Source organism: Rhizobium sp. S96 (assembly GCF_030382195.1).
Classification (GTDB): Bacteria; Pseudomonadota; Alphaproteobacteria; order Rhizobiales; family Rhizobiaceae; genus Rhizobium.
Map to the genome: position 1 here is coordinate 346,976 of NZ_JAUDRY010000010.1, position 15,256 is coordinate 362,231.

General features: G+C 60.6%; 15 protein-coding genes. 13 read left to right on the plus strand and 2 right to left on the minus strand.

The genetic code is table 11. The features are described 5' to 3' along the window. Positions 1-7 precede the first annotated feature (7 nt). From QTL94_RS13870 to QTL94_RS13880, 3 genes are all read left to right on the plus strand, one after another. The gene (locus QTL94_RS13870; RefSeq protein ID WP_047509208.1) at positions 8-646 is read left to right on the plus strand and encodes a LysE family translocator; all 639 of its coding nucleotides are present in this window, start codon (positions 8-10) and stop codon (positions 644-646) included. 26 nt (positions 647-672) lie between these two features. Beyond that, the gene (lpdA, locus tag QTL94_RS13875) at positions 673-2,079 is read left to right on the plus strand and encodes a dihydrolipoyl dehydrogenase (protein ID WP_289802256.1); all 1,407 of its coding nucleotides are present in this window, start codon (positions 673-675) and stop codon (positions 2,077-2,079) included. A gap of 93 nt (positions 2,080-2,172) precedes the next feature. Next, a complete protein-coding gene (locus tag QTL94_RS13880) occupies positions 2,173-2,676 on the plus strand; it encodes a cytochrome b (protein ID WP_289802257.1) in 504 nt (167 codons plus the stop codon). On the opposite strand, the gene QTL94_RS13885 is transcribed toward QTL94_RS13880, so the two are convergent. Next, positions 2,673-3,752, minus strand: coding sequence for a TraB/GumN family protein (locus QTL94_RS13885; RefSeq protein ID WP_289802258.1), 1,080 nt, complete (start codon positions 3,750-3,752; stop codon positions 2,673-2,675). The two genes, QTL94_RS13880 and QTL94_RS13885, sit on opposite strands and share 4 nt — an antisense overlap. An 85-nt stretch (positions 3,753-3,837) precedes the next feature. Beyond that, the gene (locus QTL94_RS13890) at positions 3,838-4,773 is read right to left on the minus strand and encodes a tyrosine recombinase XerC (protein WP_289802259.1); all 936 of its coding nucleotides are present in this window, start codon (positions 4,771-4,773) and stop codon (positions 3,838-3,840) included. Between the two features lie 145 nt (positions 4,774-4,918). Between QTL94_RS13890 and QTL94_RS13895 the strand changes: the two genes are divergently transcribed. The 10 genes from QTL94_RS13895 to QTL94_RS13940 all read left to right on the plus strand — a co-directional run bounded on the left by QTL94_RS13895 (position 4,919) and on the right by QTL94_RS13940 (position 15,209). Continuing rightward, positions 4,919-5,863: a GNAT family N-acetyltransferase gene (locus QTL94_RS13895; protein ID WP_289802260.1), complete on the plus strand. Its 945-nt coding sequence runs from the start codon at positions 4,919-4,921 to the stop codon at positions 5,861-5,863. 83 nt (positions 5,864-5,946) lie between these two features. Then, on the plus strand, positions 5,947-8,163 hold the full coding sequence (locus tag QTL94_RS13900) for a primosomal protein N' (RefSeq protein WP_289802261.1): 2,217 nt from the start codon (positions 5,947-5,949) through the stop codon (positions 8,161-8,163). A 78-nt stretch (positions 8,164-8,241) separates the two neighbouring features. After that, positions 8,242-8,631: an AGROH133_08824 family phage infection protein gene (locus tag QTL94_RS13905; RefSeq protein ID WP_289802262.1), complete on the plus strand. Its 390-nt coding sequence runs from the start codon at positions 8,242-8,244 to the stop codon at positions 8,629-8,631. Between the two features lie 259 nt (positions 8,632-8,890). Further along, a complete protein-coding gene (locus QTL94_RS13910; RefSeq protein WP_065694457.1) occupies positions 8,891-9,451 on the plus strand; it encodes a F0F1 ATP synthase subunit delta in 561 nt (186 codons plus the stop codon). Further along, entirely contained in the window at positions 9,451-10,980 is a 1,530-nt protein-coding gene (atpA, locus tag QTL94_RS13915) for a F0F1 ATP synthase subunit alpha (protein ID WP_065694456.1), read from the plus strand. Before QTL94_RS13910 ends, atpA begins: the two co-directional genes overlap by 1 nt. A gap of 26 nt (positions 10,981-11,006) precedes the next feature. Further along, positions 11,007-11,891 carry a F0F1 ATP synthase subunit gamma gene (locus tag QTL94_RS13920; protein WP_065694455.1) on the plus strand — a complete coding sequence of 295 codons (885 nt, stop codon included), beginning with the start codon at positions 11,007-11,009 and terminating at the stop codon, positions 11,889-11,891. A 23-nt stretch (positions 11,892-11,914) separates the two neighbouring features. Continuing rightward, the gene (atpD, locus tag QTL94_RS13925) at positions 11,915-13,363 is read left to right on the plus strand and encodes a F0F1 ATP synthase subunit beta (protein WP_065694454.1); all 1,449 of its coding nucleotides are present in this window, start codon (positions 11,915-11,917) and stop codon (positions 13,361-13,363) included. Between the two features lie 77 nt (positions 13,364-13,440). Beyond that, positions 13,441-13,845 (plus strand): F0F1 ATP synthase subunit epsilon, encoded by a 405-nt coding sequence (locus tag QTL94_RS13930; RefSeq protein WP_065694453.1) that lies wholly within the window; start codon positions 13,441-13,443, stop codon positions 13,843-13,845. A gap of 150 nt (positions 13,846-13,995) precedes the next feature. Then, the gene (locus tag QTL94_RS13935; RefSeq protein ID WP_289802263.1) at positions 13,996-14,763 is read left to right on the plus strand and encodes an SDR family NAD(P)-dependent oxidoreductase; all 768 of its coding nucleotides are present in this window, start codon (positions 13,996-13,998) and stop codon (positions 14,761-14,763) included. A gap of 110 nt (positions 14,764-14,873) precedes the next feature. Beyond that, on the plus strand, positions 14,874-15,209 hold the full coding sequence (locus QTL94_RS13940; protein WP_065694451.1) for an ArsR/SmtB family transcription factor: 336 nt from the start codon (positions 14,874-14,876) through the stop codon (positions 15,207-15,209). Positions 15,210-15,256 lie beyond the last annotated feature (47 nt).

Below are 15,256 nucleotides of genomic sequence, written 5' to 3' on the forward strand. Positions count from 1 at the left end.
TATGAGCATGCAGTATGTTCTCGAATTTCTCGGCCTGATGGCCGTCTTCTCGATCTTCATCGTCGTGCCGGGCGCCGATTTCGCGGTGATCCTGCGTCAGAGCATCGTGCACGGCCGCCGCGCCGCGATCATGACCGGCATCGGCATGGGCTTCTCGCTGCTCTTCCACATCAGCTACACGATTCTCGGCCTCGGGCTGATCGTGTCGCAGTCGCTGATGCTGTTTGCGATGATCAAGTGGGCGGGTGTCGCCTACCTCGTCTATCTCGGCATCAAGTCGTTCCGCGCGCCGGGCTTCAATGTGGCCGAGATCAAGGTCAGCGAAGAGGATCGCAAGCCGATCTCGGCGCTGCGCTGCCTCGGCATGGGCTTCATCACCAATGCGCTGAATCCGAAGCCGGTGTTGTTCTTCCTGTCGCTGTTTTCGACGCTCGTTCATCACGACACGCCCGGCCTGATCCAGTTCAGCTACGGCATCGGCATGGCGACCGCGCTGGTCGCCTGGTTTGCCGCCGTCTCCACCTTCTTCACCGTCAAGGCCGTGCGCGATCGCTTCATCGCCAGCGGCAAATGGTTCAACCGCATTACCGGCGCCGCTCTGGTCGGCTTCGGCTTCCGTCTCGCGCTCGCCCGCGCGGCGGATTAAGCAAATAACGAAAAGGAAAAGCAACAATGTCCTATGATGTGATCGTTATCGGAACCGGCCCCGGCGGCTATGTCGCTGCCATCAAGGCGGCCCAGCTCGGCCTCAAGGTCGCCGTCGTCGAAAAGCGCGCCACCTTTGGCGGCACCTGCCTCAACGTCGGCTGCATTCCCTCCAAGGCGCTGCTGCATGCGTCGGAAATGTTCCATCAGGCCGGCCACGGCATGGACGCGCTCGGCATCGAGGTCGCGGCGCCTAAGCTGAACCTCGACAAGATGATGGCCCACAAGGACGCCACCGTGAAGTCGAACGTCGATGGCGTCGCCTTCCTGTTCAAGAAGAACAAGATCGACAGCTTCATCGGCACCGGCAAGATCGTCTCTTCAGGTAAGGTCTCGGTTACGGCTGAGGACGGCAAGGTCCAGGAAATCGAAGGCAAGAACATCGTCATCGCCACCGGCTCCGACGTTGGCGGCATCCCCGGTGTAAAGGTCGACATCGACGAGAAGGTGATCGTTTCCTCCACCGGCGCGATCGCGCTCGACAAGGTGCCTGAGACGATGATCGTCGTCGGCGGCGGTGTCATCGGCCTCGAGCTCGGCTCGGTCTGGTCGCGCCTCGGCGCCAAGGTCACCGTCATCGAATATCTCGACAAGATCCTCGGCGCGATGGATGGCGACGTTTCCAAGCAGTTCCAGCGCATGCTCGCCAAGCAGGGCGTCGACATCAACCTGAGCTCCAAGGTGACGGGCGTTGAAAAGGGTGGCAAGGGCGCGAAGGTGACCTTCGAGCCGGTCGCCGGCGGCGCCGCTGTCACCGTCGAAGCCGATGTGGTGCTGATCTCCACCGGCCGCATTCCCTACACGGCTGGCCTCGGTCTCGAGGAAGCGGGCGTTGCGCTCGACAATCGCGGCCGCGTCGAGATCGACGGTCACTTCCGCACCAACGTTGCCGGCATCTATGCGATCGGCGACGTGGTGAAGGGCCCGATGCTGGCGCACAAGGCTGAAGACGAAGGCGTAGCACTCGCCGAGATCCTCGCCGGCCAGCACGGCCATGTGAACTACGACGTCATCCCGAGCGTCGTCTACACGCAGCCCGAAGTCGCCTCTGTCGGCAAGACCGAGGAAGAGCTGAAGGCTGCTGGCGTCGCCTACAAGGTCGGCAAGTTCCCGTTCACGGCAAACGGCCGCGCGCGCGCGATGCTGGCAACGGATGGCTTCGTGAAGATCCTCTCGGACAAGACCACCGACCGCGTCCTCGGCGGCCACATCGTCGGCTTCGGCGCCGGCGAAATGATCCACGAGATCGCCGTCCTGATGGAATTCGGCGGCTCCGCCGAAGACCTCGGCCGCACCTGCCACGCCCACCCGACCATGTCGGAAGCGGTGAAGGAAGCCGCGCTGGCTGCATTCTTCAAGCCGATCCATATGTAGGATTAAATTTTAGCAATGCATGAATGGCCGCTTGTCTCAGGGCAGGCGGCCGTTTTACTTTCGAATGATTCTAATATCCTTCGAGGGACGCCCATGCCATCCGCACCGATCGATGCATACAGCCTGCCACAGCGGGCTCTTCACTGGCTCATGGCCGTGCTGATCTTCTACAATCTGCTGTTCACCGATGGCATGAATGAATGGCACCATATTGTTCGACGCGGCGAGACCCCGACCGCTGACCAGATTTCGTCAGCGAACGTACATGCGTATATTGGCATTGCCATCCTGCTGCTCGCCATTGTCCGCATCTGTCTCCGGCTCGTCCAGGGCGCTCCGTCTGAAACCACCGAGGAGCCCGCGGTCTTTCGCCTTGCAGCCAAGCTCGTTCATTTCGGCTTGTATGCCTTCATCTTCGCGATGCCGGTGACCGGGATTGCCGCTTACTACCTCGGAATTGATTCCGCGGGCTCGCTGCACGCCGATGTGCTGAAGGTCGTCCTGTGGATCCTGATTGTGGCGCACGTGGCCGGCGCGCTCGTTCATCAGTTCTACTGGAAGAGCAACGTCCTTCGCCGAATGACGGTCGGACGCTAGTTGACTGCCGTTACGGTGAAGCCCTGCTTGCGCAGGAGTTCGATGACGCCGCCTTCGCCGGGCAGATGCAGGGCGCCAACGGCCATGAACACGTTGCCGTTGGCAAGGATGGGTGCCGCGCGTTCCGCCATGATCTTGTTGCGATCAATGATAATGCGCTGTTCGAATGCGGCGTAGTCGCTGTCCTCATCGGCGCCATCAGGCGAAACGGTTTTCAGCATCGGGATCGTCATACCGATATCGCCACTGAGATAGAGGTCGGTCATGGTTTCCACGACATCGTTCATCTTGGAGCCGAGCGCCAGGGTTTCGATCAACGACTTCATGTGGAACTCAGTCGGCAACTCGGCCATCGCCTGCAGTTGTTCGGCGAGTGTCTCGAGGCCCTTGACCTGCTTGCCTGAAGCAACGGCATCGGTGGCGATCTTCTGGTCAAGGAACTGCACGCCTTTTGCCTTGCGGGCCATTTCGCAACCCGGCAGGGCGACGACGCTGGAAATCATCCACGGGCGCATGCGTGAGACCGCTGCGAGCGGGATGCCGCGTTGCTTCAGGCCTTCCTCGAGGCGTGCGTAGTCGTCGGGAGACAGGAGTTTCTCGATGGTCGTTCCATCGGTAAACATCGTCAGCTCCGGCTTCATCAGCAGGGCGGTAGCCGCCTTCTTTTCGTCAAGGATCTCGTCGGACTCGATGACGATCGTGTCGGCCGCATCATGTGCTGCCTGGGTGCGGGGCGGAAGGTCCAGTACTCGCGGATCCGTGACATGCATGCTGCCGAGCAGCCATGAAGGCTTGATGCCCGCTTTCTCGATCTTCCAGAAGATACCCTTGCCGTTCGGAACCGCCCCGCCTTCCTTGACGACCGCGGCGTAGCGGGCGGGGTCGTTCTCCTTGAGATCGGTCAGGATGTTGCGGCCGGTGCAGCTGGCGTCGTCTGCGGCGGCTGCCGGCGAGACCGAAAAGAGTACGGCCAGCAACATGGCAGCGAGAAGCATGTGAAAAGCAGCAACCAGCCAGAGCATGACATTGCCGGGAGAGGTGATGCGCAGGCTGCGGTGGCCGATGGAGATCGTCATGATGGTGTTCCGGTCACGGTAAATGGAGCTCAAGCTTTACGCATAGCGTGCGCATATTCCTTTAAGGGAAGGCGTTAACAAAAGATTACGCCCGTGGATGGGCACGATCGTAAACTTCAAGCAAACGTGAGGAATCCACACCCGTGTAGACCTGCGTCGTCGACAGGCTGGCATGGCCGAGAAGTTCCTGGATGGTTCTGAGGTCGCCGCCACCGGCCAGAAGATGGGTCGCGAAGGAATGGCGGAGCGCATGCGGTGTCGCGGTCTCCGGCAGGCCGAAGGCGCTGCGCATCTTCTGCATCGTGCGCTGGATAATGGCCGCCTGCAGCTTTCCGCCGCGGGCACCGCGAAACAGCGGCTCACCGATCTCCAGATGATAGGGGCACAGCGCGCGGTACTTCTCCACCGCATCGGACACCACGGAGAGCAACGGCACCAGGCGCGTCTTGTTGCCTTTGCCGGTGATGCGCAGCGTGGTCGAGCCGCGGTCGAGCGCATCCGGCGTGAGGTCGAGTGCCTCAGAGATACGCAAGCCACAGCCATAGAGGAGGGCGAAAACCGCGGCGTCGCGGGCGGCGATCCAGGGTTCCTCGTGAAGCTGCGCCTCGTCGCTGACGACGGTGATCGCCTGCTTGTCGGAAAGCGGTTTCGGCAATGACTTCGGTTGTTTGGGCGAACGCACTGCACCCGCGCCGGCGGCGTTGATCAGCCCCTTCTTTTCGAGGTAGCGAAGCATCGAGCGCAGGCCCGCAAGATTGCGGCCAAGCGAGCGGGCGCCGGAGCCTTCCTTGCGTCGTGCTGCGAGAAAGGCGCGGAAGTCCGCCGGCCGCAGCGCATGGATGTCCTTGAGCGTCGTCGGACCTGCGAGATGGCCGGTGAGAAAGGTCAGAAACTGGCGGGTATCGCGCTCGTACGCGTCCAGTGTGTTCTGCGAAAGCCGCCGCTCGTTGGCGAGGTTCTTAAGCCAGGCGGCGCGTTCCGTCATCAGGCGCTGGTCGGCAATGATCAGGAGTTCGTTCACGTCTCTGGCCCTCTTGAATTTGCCGGTGCGGCTTCCAATTCTGGACGAGGGACAGTTATGGAATTGCTAATATCGGCCAAGTGCTTGTCATGCTTCCATCATACCATTGACGACAACTGGTTTCCCAATGAGGCAGGATTTTTGCATGGCACGGCGCCAATCCCTGACGGCTTTAGGACAACTCGCGGAAGCGGTCGCACTCGTCTCCCACGGCAAACCGGGCCACATCGTCGACACGCTGATCGCGGAGCGCGGCCAACGCATCGTGCGTCATCCGCTCTGGCCGGCGATGCGTCCGTTCCTCTACACGCTGCTGCGCTACAACAAGGCCATCAAGTTCGCCAACGACATCGCGAACATGCCGGGTTTCCAGTGCTTCGAATATATGAGCGACCTGCTGGAGCTTGAGATCAATGTCCGTAACGACGAACGCATCCCCAAGAGCGGCGGCTTCATTCTTGTCAGCAATCATCCAACCGGCATCGCCGATGGTGTGGCGATTTTCGATCTCCTGAAAAGCCGACGCCCTGATATGATGCTTTTCGCTAACCGTGACGCGGTGCGCGTCAATCCACGCTTTGCCGAGGTGATTATTCCGGTCGAATGGCGAGAGGAATACAAAAGCAAGCTGAAGACCCGCGAAACGCTGCTGCTGACCAATCATGCCGTCAAGGAAGGCAAGGCGACGATCCTTTTCCCTTCCGGCCGTATTGCTTACTGGGCAAACGGCCAGTTGAACGAGCGTCCTTGGAAGACCTCGGCCGTGGGGCTGGCGCGCAAGTACAACCTGCCGATCCTGCCGGTGCATGTGACGGCGCGCAATTCGGGCCTGTTCTACTGGTTCGCCAAATGGTCGACGGAACTCCGCGACATGACCGTGTTTCACGAACTCTTGAACAAGCGCGGCGATCGCTTCGATTTCGCGGTCGGCAATCTGATCCCGGTGGAGCATCTGGACGGAGACATCAACGATGTGACGAAGGCGCTTGAGCAGCACACGGTGCATGATCTGAAAACCGATGCCGGTACCCGCTTTCTGCCGCTCGTTCAGCTGCCTCTTCGGGAAACGGTTGCCGCCCATTCTTTTTGAGCACGCCTAAGCCCGAGTGATTGGCGAGGGAAGACGGAGACGCAGGTTTTCTTTTTGGATCATTGCGGGCATGGTCTCGCCCGATGAGTACAGATTCGTCCGATCTCTTTGGAGCCTTGTTTCAGACACCGCCGGCAAACCGCACGGTTGCGGTACTCGTGCCCATGCCTGCCCCAAAGCCGTATTCCTATTCGGTTCCCGATGGGATGGTGGTCGAGCCGGGCTCGGTCGTACAGGTGCCGTTGGGGCCCAGGCAGGTCATCGGTGTCGTCTGGGACGGTGGTGACGAGGGTGTCGACCCGAAGAAACTTAGGCCGATCAGTCATGTGTTCGATTGCCCGCCGCTGACCAAGGAAATGCGCGACTTCATCGACTGGGTAGCGAGCTATACGCTCTCGCCGCCTGGTCTCGTGGCGCGCATGGCCTTGCGCGCGCCGAACGCATTCGAGCCGGAGCCGATGGTCGAGGGCTTGCGTTTCGTCGGCGGCGCACCGGAGCGGATGACGCCGGCGCGCGCCCGGGTGCTCGAGACTGGTAGCGATGGGCTATCGTGGACGCGAAGCGGTCTTGCTCATGCCGCGGGCGTGTCGACAAGTGTCGTCGACGGGCTGGTGACGCAGGGGATTTTCGAGACGGTGTTCCTGCCACCGCCGCCGGTGGTGGCAAAACCCGATCCTGATTTCATCACGTCCCGGCTGGAGGGACCGCAGAAGGATGCAGCCGAGGAAATCCTTGCCGAAGTTCACAAAGGCGAGTTCGCGGTCTCGCTGATCGATGGCGTTACCGGGTCTGGGAAGACAGAGGTCTATTTCGAGGCGATTGCGGAAACGCTGAGGCGCGGCAAACAGGTGCTTATCCTGCTGCCGGAAATTGCGTTGACGGCGAGCTTTCTTGAGCGCTTCCAGGATCGTTTCGGTGCCAAGCCCGCGGAGTGGCATTCCGATCTTTCCCCGCGAATGCGCGAGAAGGTCTGGCGGCAGGCCGTGACGGGTGAAGTGCGGGTTGTCGCCGGCGCACGGTCGGCCCTTTTCCTGCCGTTCGAAGATCTCGGACTTATCATCGTCGACGAAGAACATGATCCCGCCTACAAGCAGGAGGATCGCGTCTTTTATAATGCCCGCGACATGGCAGTCGTGCGGGCTCGCATCGGCGACTTCCCGGTGGTGCTGGTCTCCGCCACGCCATCGGTCGAAAGTCAGGTCAACGGGCATAGCGGACGCTACACCACCATTCACCTACCGACACGCTTCGGCGATGCGGCGCTGCCCGATCTGCACCTGATCGACATGCGACGGCATGCGCCGGAACGCGGCGGTTACCTATCGCCCGTCCTCGTGCGCGCGATCGGCAAGACGGTCGAGAAAAAGCAGCAGGCGCTGCTGTTCCTGAACCGCCGCGGCTACGCGCCACTGACCCTTTGCCGGGTGTGTGGCCATCGCTTCCAGTGCCCGCAATGCTCCAGCTGGCTTGTCGAGCACCGGTTCAAGCGGCAGCTCCAGTGTCACCAGTGCGGCTATAGCCAGCACACGCCCGAGGCCTGCCCGGAATGCGGAACCCTCGACCATCTCGTCGCCTGCGGGCCGGGTGTTGAGCGGATCGCCGAGGAAGTCGAACGCCATTTCCCCGAGGCCCGGACGATTGTGCTCTCGTCGGACATCATGGGTGGGGTCAAGCGCCTGCGCCTCGAACTCGATGCCATCGCCAAGGGGGAGGCCGATATCGTTATCGGCACGCAGCTCGTCGCCAAGGGCCACAATTTCCCGCTGATGACGCTGGTCGGCATCGTTGACGCCGATCTCGGGCTGGCCAATGGCGATCCGCGCGCAGCCGAGCGCACATTCCAGCTCCTGTCACAGGTCACGGGTCGGGCCGGGCGTACCGGTCTGAAGAGCCACGGTCTGTTGCAGACCTACCAGCCGCAGCATCCGGTGATGCAGGCGATCGTTTCGGGTGACGCCGGCGCTTTCTATGAGCGCGAGATCGCCGAGCGTGAGCGTGCGATCCTGCCGCCGTTTGGCCGTCTTGCCTCGATCATCGTTTCCGCCGAAACGCGCCATGATGCCGAGAACCATGCGCGCGGCATGCGCAACGCGGCGCCGCACGTTTCAGGCATCTCGGTGCTGGGGCCGGCCGAGGCGCCGCTGGCGCTGGTGCGCGGTCGCCATCGCTTCCGCCTGCTCGTACACGGCCGGCGAAACTCAGACATGCAGGGCTTTCTGCGCGCTTTGCTCGCCCACTCTCCGAAGGAACGGGGCTCAGTTCATGTGCAGCTCGATATCGATCCGCAAAGCTTCTTGTAAATCGCGGCGCGTCGGGCTTTTGCTGGCTCGCGCAATCGTGGCATAAGGGCAGCGAAGCAGGGTATTCGGGGTCGATTCATGGATTTCTATTTTCCGACGGAGCTGGGCGAGCAGCTTGCATTTGGTGCCGCAGCGTTCACGTCGCTGGCCGGGCTTATCATCATGTTCGCTCCGGGCTACGCCATGCGCCTGTTCGGACTGCAGCCACGCGAGGGGCGACGCGACGGATATGCGGAGCAACGGTCGGTCGGCGGCTTCTATCTGGGCTTCGGTCTCTCCGCGATCATGCTGGCTCAGGATTGGACCTACATGGCCCTGGGCGCGGCGTTTGCGATGTCGGCGTTTGCCCGCATCATTTCCCTCCTTTCGGATAAGGGGGGTACGGTTCTCAACTATTTACTTCTGGTTGTGCAAGTCGTCCTCGCGGCGCTGCCGCTGGCGTATGTTTTGGGTTTCTTTTCCGCCTGAGTTGAACGGATATCCACCACGCTGAGGTCTTTCCTCAACGGCATTCCGCATTTTTGCGTCAGAAATCGATGCGAAAGCCGGATTAGGGCGTTACGCGTGTTGCGAGTCCGCAGATCCTATGTTAGACGGACCCCGAATTTCGGAAGAAGCAAGAGGCTTCTCTTGCGATTTCTGGGGGAAATCAAAACGAATTCAAGAATTTAGATCAGGCGCCCGCCGGAAGCCGGATTCTTGGGTTGAAATCAGGGAAATTTGTGCCGTGGCAGACACGTCCCAGCTTACATCTGGTGTTGCAGAACGATATGCCTCGTCGCTGTTCGAACTGGCGCTCGAGGAAAAGGCAGTCGATACCGTGACCGCCGATCTCGATCGTTTTCAGGCGATGCTCGATGAGAGCGAAGATCTGAAGCGCTTCGTCTCCAGCCCGGTCTTTTCGGCCGAGGATCAGTTGAAGGCGATCGTTGCGATCAGCGAAAAGGCTGGCATCAGTGGCTTCTTCGCAAACTTCCTGAAGGTCGTGGCGCGTAATCGCCGCCTTTTTGCTCTCCCGGGCATGATCAAGGCCTTCCGGATCATCGCTGCAAACCAGCGTGGCGAAATTACCGCCGAGGTAACCTCGGCCCATGCGCTCTCCGCAGCGCAGGAAACTGAATTGAAGGCGGCGCTCAAGGGCGTCACCGGCAAAGACGTGGCGCTCGCCGTCACGGTTGATCCGTCAATTCTTGGTGGTCTGATCGTGAAGGTCGGGTCCCGTCAGATTGATACGTCTCTTCGTACCAAACTCTCTACCCTTAAGCTTGCATTGAAAGAGGTTGGCTGATGGATATCCGCGCCGCGGAAATTTCCGCAATTCTCAAAGATCAGATTAAAAATTTCGGCAAAGAGGCAGAAGTCTCGGAAGTCGGTCAGGTGCTCTCCGTCGGTGACGGTATCGCTCGCGTTTACGGTCTGGACAACGTCCAGGCAGGCGAGATGGTCGAGTTCCCGGGCGGCATCCGCGGCATGGCGCTGAACCTTGAGTCCGATAACGTCGGTGTCGTTATTTTCGGCTCCGACCGCGACATCAAGGAAGGCGACACCGTTAAGCGGACCGGCGCCATCGTTGACGTTCCGGTTGGTCCGGAACTGCTCGGCCGCGTTGTCGACGCTCTCGGCAACCCGATCGACGGCAAGGGCCCGATCAACGCGACCCGCCGTGCGCGCGTCGACGTCAAGGCTCCTGGCATCATTCCGCGCAAGTCGGTTCATGAGCCGATGTCGACCGGCCTCAAGGCCATCGACGCGCTCATCCCGGTTGGTCGTGGCCAGCGCGAGCTCGTCATCGGCGACCGCCAGACCGGCAAGACCGCCATCATTCTCGACACGATCCTGAACCAGAAGCCGATCCACGACAACGGCCCGGACGGCGACAAGCTGTTCTGCGTCTACGTCGCTATCGGCCAGAAGCGTTCGACCGTTGCCCAGTTCGTCAAGGTTCTCGAAGAGCGCGGCGCACTGAAGTACTCGATCGTTGTTGCTGCTACGGCTTCCGATCCGGCTCCGATGCAGTACCTGGCACCGTTCGCCGGTTGCGCCATGGGCGAATACTTCCGCGACAACGGCCAGCATGCTCTCATCGGTTACGACGACCTTTCGAAGCAGGCTGTCGCCTATCGTCAGATGTCGCTCCTGCTGCGCCGTCCGCCGGGCCGCGAAGCTTATCCGGGCGACGTTTTCTACCTTCACTCCCGTCTCCTCGAGCGCGCTGCTAAGCTCTCCGACGAGAAGGGCGCTGGCTCTCTGACGGCTCTGCCTGTCATCGAAACCCAGGGTAACGACGTTTCGGCGTTCATTCCGACCAACGTGATCTCGATCACCGACGGCCAGATCTTCCTTGAAACCGACCTGTTCTACCAGGGCATTCGTCCGGCCGTTAACGTCGGTCTGTCGGTTTCGCGCGTTGGTTCTGCCGCTCAGATCAAGGCCATGAAGCAGGTTGCCGGCTCGATCAAGGGCGAACTCGCCCAGTATCGCGAAATGGCCGCCTTCGCTCAGTTCGGCTCTGACCTCGATGCCTCGACGCAGCGCCTGCTTAACCGCGGTGCGCGCCTGACCGAACTCCTGAAGCAGCCGCAGTTCTCGCCGCTGAAGACGGAAGAGCAGGTCGCGGTGATCTTCGCCGGCGTCAACGGCTACCTCGACAAGATCCCGGTCAACCAGGTCGGCAAGTTCGAGCAGGGCCTGCTGTCGTACCTCCGCTCCGAAGGTGCGTCGATCCTCGACACGATCCGTAACGACAAGGCCATCAGCGACGATACGAAGGGCAAGCTCACTGCTGCCATCGACAGCTTCGCGAAGTCTTTCTCGTAATCGGACCCAGTTAGGACGGATCACGGATGCCTTCACTTAAGGATCTGAAAAACCGGATCGCCTCCGTCAAGGCGACGCAGAAGATCACCAAGGCGATGAAAATGGTCGCCGCGGCGAAGCTTCGGCGTGCGCAGGAGGCGGCCGAGGCCGCTCGGCCCTATTCGCAGCGGATGAGTGCGGTTTTGGCGAACATCGCCAAGGCCGTCACCGAAGCGGATGGTGCGCCGACGCTCATGACCGGTACAGGCAAGGATCAGGTTCACCTGCTCGTCGTCTGCACCGCCGAGCGCGGCCTCTGCGGCGGTTTCAACTCGCAGATTTCTCGTTTTGCCCGTGATCATGCCCGCAAGCTGATCGCTGAAGGCAAGACGGTGAAGATCTTCACGGTCGGCAAGAAGGGCTACGACAGCCTGCGCCGCGAATTCCTCTCGCTCATCGTCGAGCGCAAGGAACTGCGCGACGTCAAGCGTGTCGCCTTCGAAAACGCCGACAGCATTGGCAAGCGCATCATCGAGATGTACGAAGCCGGTGAGTTCGACGTCTGCACGTTGTTCTACTCGGAATTCAAGTCGGTGATCTCGCAGGTTCCGACGGCACAGCAGCTCATCCCGGCTTCGGCTGGTGACGTTGTCGCCGAAGATGCCGCGCATGCGGGTGCGGTCTACGAATACGAGCCGGATCCAGCATCGATCCTGAGCGATCTGATCCCACGCAACATCTCTGTCCAGATCTTCCGCGCGCTCCTTGAGAACGTCGCCGGCGAAATGGGCGCAAAGATGAGCGCGATGGACAATGCGACGCGTAACGCTGGTGAGATGATCAACAAGCTGACGCTGAACTACAACCGTCAGCGTCAGGCTCAGATCACCAAGGAACTCATTGAAATCATTTCGGGCGCGGAAGCGCTCTGAGGTTAGGGAAAGAGGGTAAGAAGATGGCTAAGGCAGCTACCCCCAAGAAGGCCGCGGCAGGCTCCGCCGGCAAGGTCACGCAGGTTATCGGCGCCGTCGTAGACGTTGCCTTCGAAGGCGAACTGCCGGCGATCCTGAACGCGCTCGAAACCACGAACGGCGGCAACCGCCTCGTGCTCGAAGTCGCTCAGCACCTGGGTGAAAACGAAGTTCGTACGATCGCCATGGACTCGACCGAAGGTCTGGTTCGCGGTCAGGCCGTTTCGGATACCGGTGGCCCGATCACGGTTCCGGTCGGTCCGGAAACGCTCGGCCGTATCATGAACGTCATCGGCGAGCCGGTTGACGAAGCTGGCCCGCTGGTCACTTCGGGCAAGCGCGCTATCCACCAGGACGCTCCTGCCTACGTCGACCAGTCGACCGAAGCACAGATCCTCGTCACCGGCATCAAGGTCGTCGACCTGCTCGCGCCTTACGCAAAGGGCGGCAAGATCGGCCTGTTCGGCGGCGCTGGCGTCGGCAAGACCGTTCTCATCATGGAACTGATCAACAACGTCGCCAAGGCGCACGGTGGTTACTCGGTATTCGCTGGCGTGGGTGAACGTACCCGCGAAGGCAACGACCTTTACCACGAAATGATCGAATCGGGCGTCAACAAGCATGGCGGCGGCGAAGGCTCCAAGGCTGCGCTGGTTTACGGCCAGATGAACGAACCGCCGGGCGCCCGCGCACGCGTCGCTCTGACGGGTCTCACCATCGCTGAAGACTTCCGCGACAAGGGCCAGGACGTTCTGTTCTTCGTCGACAACATCTTCCGCTTCACGCAGGCTGGCTCGGAAGTGTCGGCTCTGCTCGGCCGTATTCCTTCGGCCGTTGGTTATCAGCCGACGCTCGCCACCGACATGGGCCAGATGCAGGAACGCATCACGACCACGACGACGGGCTCGATTACCTCGGTTCAGGCCATTTACGTCCCCGCCGACGACTTGACCGACCCGGCTCCGGCAACCTCGTTCGCCCACCTGGACGCAACGACCGTTCTGTCGCGCTCGATCGCTGAAAAGGGTATCTACCCGGCCGTTGACCCGCTCGACTCGACCTCGCGCATGCTCGACCCGATGGTCGTCGGCGAAGAGCACTACGAAGTCGCCCGTAAGGTCCAGACGACGCTTCAGCGCTACAAGTCGCTGCAGGACATCATCGCCATCCTCGGCATGGACGAACTGTCCGAAGAGGACAAGATGACGGTTACCCGCGCCCGCAAGATCGAGCGCTTCCTGTCGCAGCCGTTCTTCGTCGCCGAAGTCTTCACCGGTTCGCCGGGCAAGCTGGTTGCTCTCGAAGACACGATCAAGGGCTTCAAGGGCCTCGTGAACGGCGATTACGACCACCTGCCGGAAGCAGCCTTTTACATGGTCGGCTCGATGGAAGAAGCCATCGAAAAGGCCAAGAAGCTCTCCGCAGCTGCTTGATGCATTCCCTTACGGCGCGCTGGGATTGCCCAAGCGCGCCGTCTCTCGTTTCAAAGACAATCAAGAAGTGAAACGTCATGGCTGACAATTTCAATTTTGAACTCGTATCTCCGGAGCGCCTGCTCCTGTCGGAGATGGTGACCGAAGTTGTCATTCCGGCAACCGAGGGCGAGATGACCGTCATGGCGAACCACGCCCCGACGATGACCACCATCAAGCCGGGTATCGTCAGCGTTCGCTCCGCAAGCGGCGCAAAGCAGGACTACGTCGTATTCGGCGGTTTTGCTGACATCCTGCCGACCGGTTGCACGCTGCTCGCCGAATCGGCGGTTGCGAAGGAAGACCTGACCAAGGATGAACTGACCCGCCGCATCGACAGTGCGAAGCGCGAGTTGCTGGATGCACACCATCACGAGCACAAGTCGGCGCTGGAGCACTTCATCATGGAAATGACGCACCTCAGCGGCGTCATCGAAGACTGATCTGCTTCTAGCAGCATGATTAAAAGCGGCCTATCGGGCCGCTTTTTTGTTTTCGGCGTCTCTGTACGAAGTCTCCGCACGGCTGGTGTGTTCTTGTCTCTCCGGCTAAATTCATGGATGCTAAGGCCGAAGTGTTATTGGGGGTAGCATATGTTTCATCCGCGGCTGTTCGAAAACAAGAACGTTGTCGTCACCGGAGCCGGCCGGGGGATTGGCCTAGAGGTTGCGCGACAGTTCCTGGATTGCGGGGCCAAGGTGCTCGTCCATACCGGGCGTTCCGCCGATCGATCGCTTCCGGATTTCCTGTTGACCGCGGAGGAAGATCGGCGGGCGTTTCTAATCCCCGCGGACTTTTCATCGACCTCGGGCACCGAGACATTCGGGAACGCCGTGCTCGGCGCCTTCGATCGGATCGACGTGCTCGTGAACAATGCGGGCACCATGGTCGGCCGGTTTCCCGCCGATAGTTTGACGGATGAGCAGTACGCCTCGATCGTGCAGTTGAACCAGACCTCGGTTGTCGAGCTCACGCGGTTGCTGCTGCCGGCGCTCCGCGCAGCACGTGGCGCCATCGTCAACACCGTCTCCATCTCGGCGATAACAGGCGGAAGTCCCGGTTCGGCGATCTATTCGGCCTCCAAGGCGTTTGTCTCCACTTACTCAAAGGCCCTTGCCAGGGAGCTCGCACCCGATGGGGTCCGGGTCAATTGCGTGTCGCCCGGGACGATCGAGACGGACTTCCACCAGCGCTATTCCTCGGCCGAAAAGCTGGAATCGACGCGCAAGACCATCCCACTGCAGCGTTTGGGCACGCCGGAAGACTGCGCACCAGCCTATCTGTTTCTCTCGGCGCCCTCTCTCTCGGGCTACATCACAGGCCAGGTCATCGAGATCAACGGTGGTCAGCTGATCTGCTGATCGCTCTGCGACTTTTTTTGGCATTTTAGAAGATCCAAAGTATCGCTCTACCCGTATATGTTAGTATGTCTATTCAGACATTCTATTTATGCAATTAGAGATAGATAAATATGCACTTGCCTACACCCAGAGAGGGCACTAGCAGCCACGAGCTGCAAAAGTTCTCGACGCGCGCACGCGAGGCAAGCGACCTGCTCAAGGCGCTGGCGCATCACACTCGGATCCTGATCCTTTGCATCATTGCCGACGAGGAAAAGACCGTCGGCCAAATCGAGGACATCCTGGGCATTCAGCAGGCGATGGTTTCGCAGCAATTGGCGCGCCTGCGGCTGGAGGGTCTGGTCACGACGCGGCGGGATGGACGCCTTGTCTATTATCGCGTTGGAACACCCAGCACGATCACGTTCCTGAACTCGCTCTTCAGCATGGTCCCCGCTACGGAGTAGGCTTGATCTCGGGGCTTGCGTATCGCAGACAGCGACGCGAAAATAAC

Bases quoted from the DNA above. Each gene is read 5' to 3' on its own strand.
- QTL94_RS13905 (WP_289802262.1), top strand. From the start codon at position 8,242: ATGGATTTCTATTTTCCGACGGAGCTGGGCGAGCAGCTTGCATTTGGT.
- QTL94_RS13870 (WP_047509208.1), top strand. From the start codon at position 8: ATGCAGTATGTTCTCGAATTTCTCGGCCTGATGGCCGTCTTCTCGATC.
- QTL94_RS13940 (WP_065694451.1), top strand. From the start codon at position 14,874: ATGCACTTGCCTACACCCAGAGAGGGCACTAGCAGCCACGAGCTGCAA.
- atpA (WP_065694456.1), top strand. From the start codon at position 9,451: ATGGATATCCGCGCCGCGGAAATTTCCGCAATTCTCAAAGATCAGATT.
- QTL94_RS13900 (WP_289802261.1), top strand. From the start codon at position 5,947: ATGAGTACAGATTCGTCCGATCTCTTTGGAGCCTTGTTTCAGACACCG.
- QTL94_RS13920 (WP_065694455.1), top strand. From the start codon at position 11,007: ATGCCTTCACTTAAGGATCTGAAAAACCGGATCGCCTCCGTCAAGGCG.
- QTL94_RS13895 (WP_289802260.1), top strand. From the start codon at position 4,919: ATGGCACGGCGCCAATCCCTGACGGCTTTAGGACAACTCGCGGAAGCG.
- atpD (WP_065694454.1), top strand. From the start codon at position 11,915: ATGGCTAAGGCAGCTACCCCCAAGAAGGCCGCGGCAGGCTCCGCCGGC.
- QTL94_RS13885 (WP_289802258.1), bottom strand. From the start codon at position 3,752: ATGACGATCTCCATCGGCCACCGCAGCCTGCGCATCACCTCTCCCGGC.
- lpdA (WP_289802256.1), top strand. From the start codon at position 673: ATGTCCTATGATGTGATCGTTATCGGAACCGGCCCCGGCGGCTATGTC.
- QTL94_RS13930 (WP_065694453.1), top strand. From the start codon at position 13,441: ATGGCTGACAATTTCAATTTTGAACTCGTATCTCCGGAGCGCCTGCTC.
- QTL94_RS13880 (WP_289802257.1), top strand. From the start codon at position 2,173: ATGCCATCCGCACCGATCGATGCATACAGCCTGCCACAGCGGGCTCTT.
- QTL94_RS13935 (WP_289802263.1), top strand. From the start codon at position 13,996: ATGTTTCATCCGCGGCTGTTCGAAAACAAGAACGTTGTCGTCACCGGA.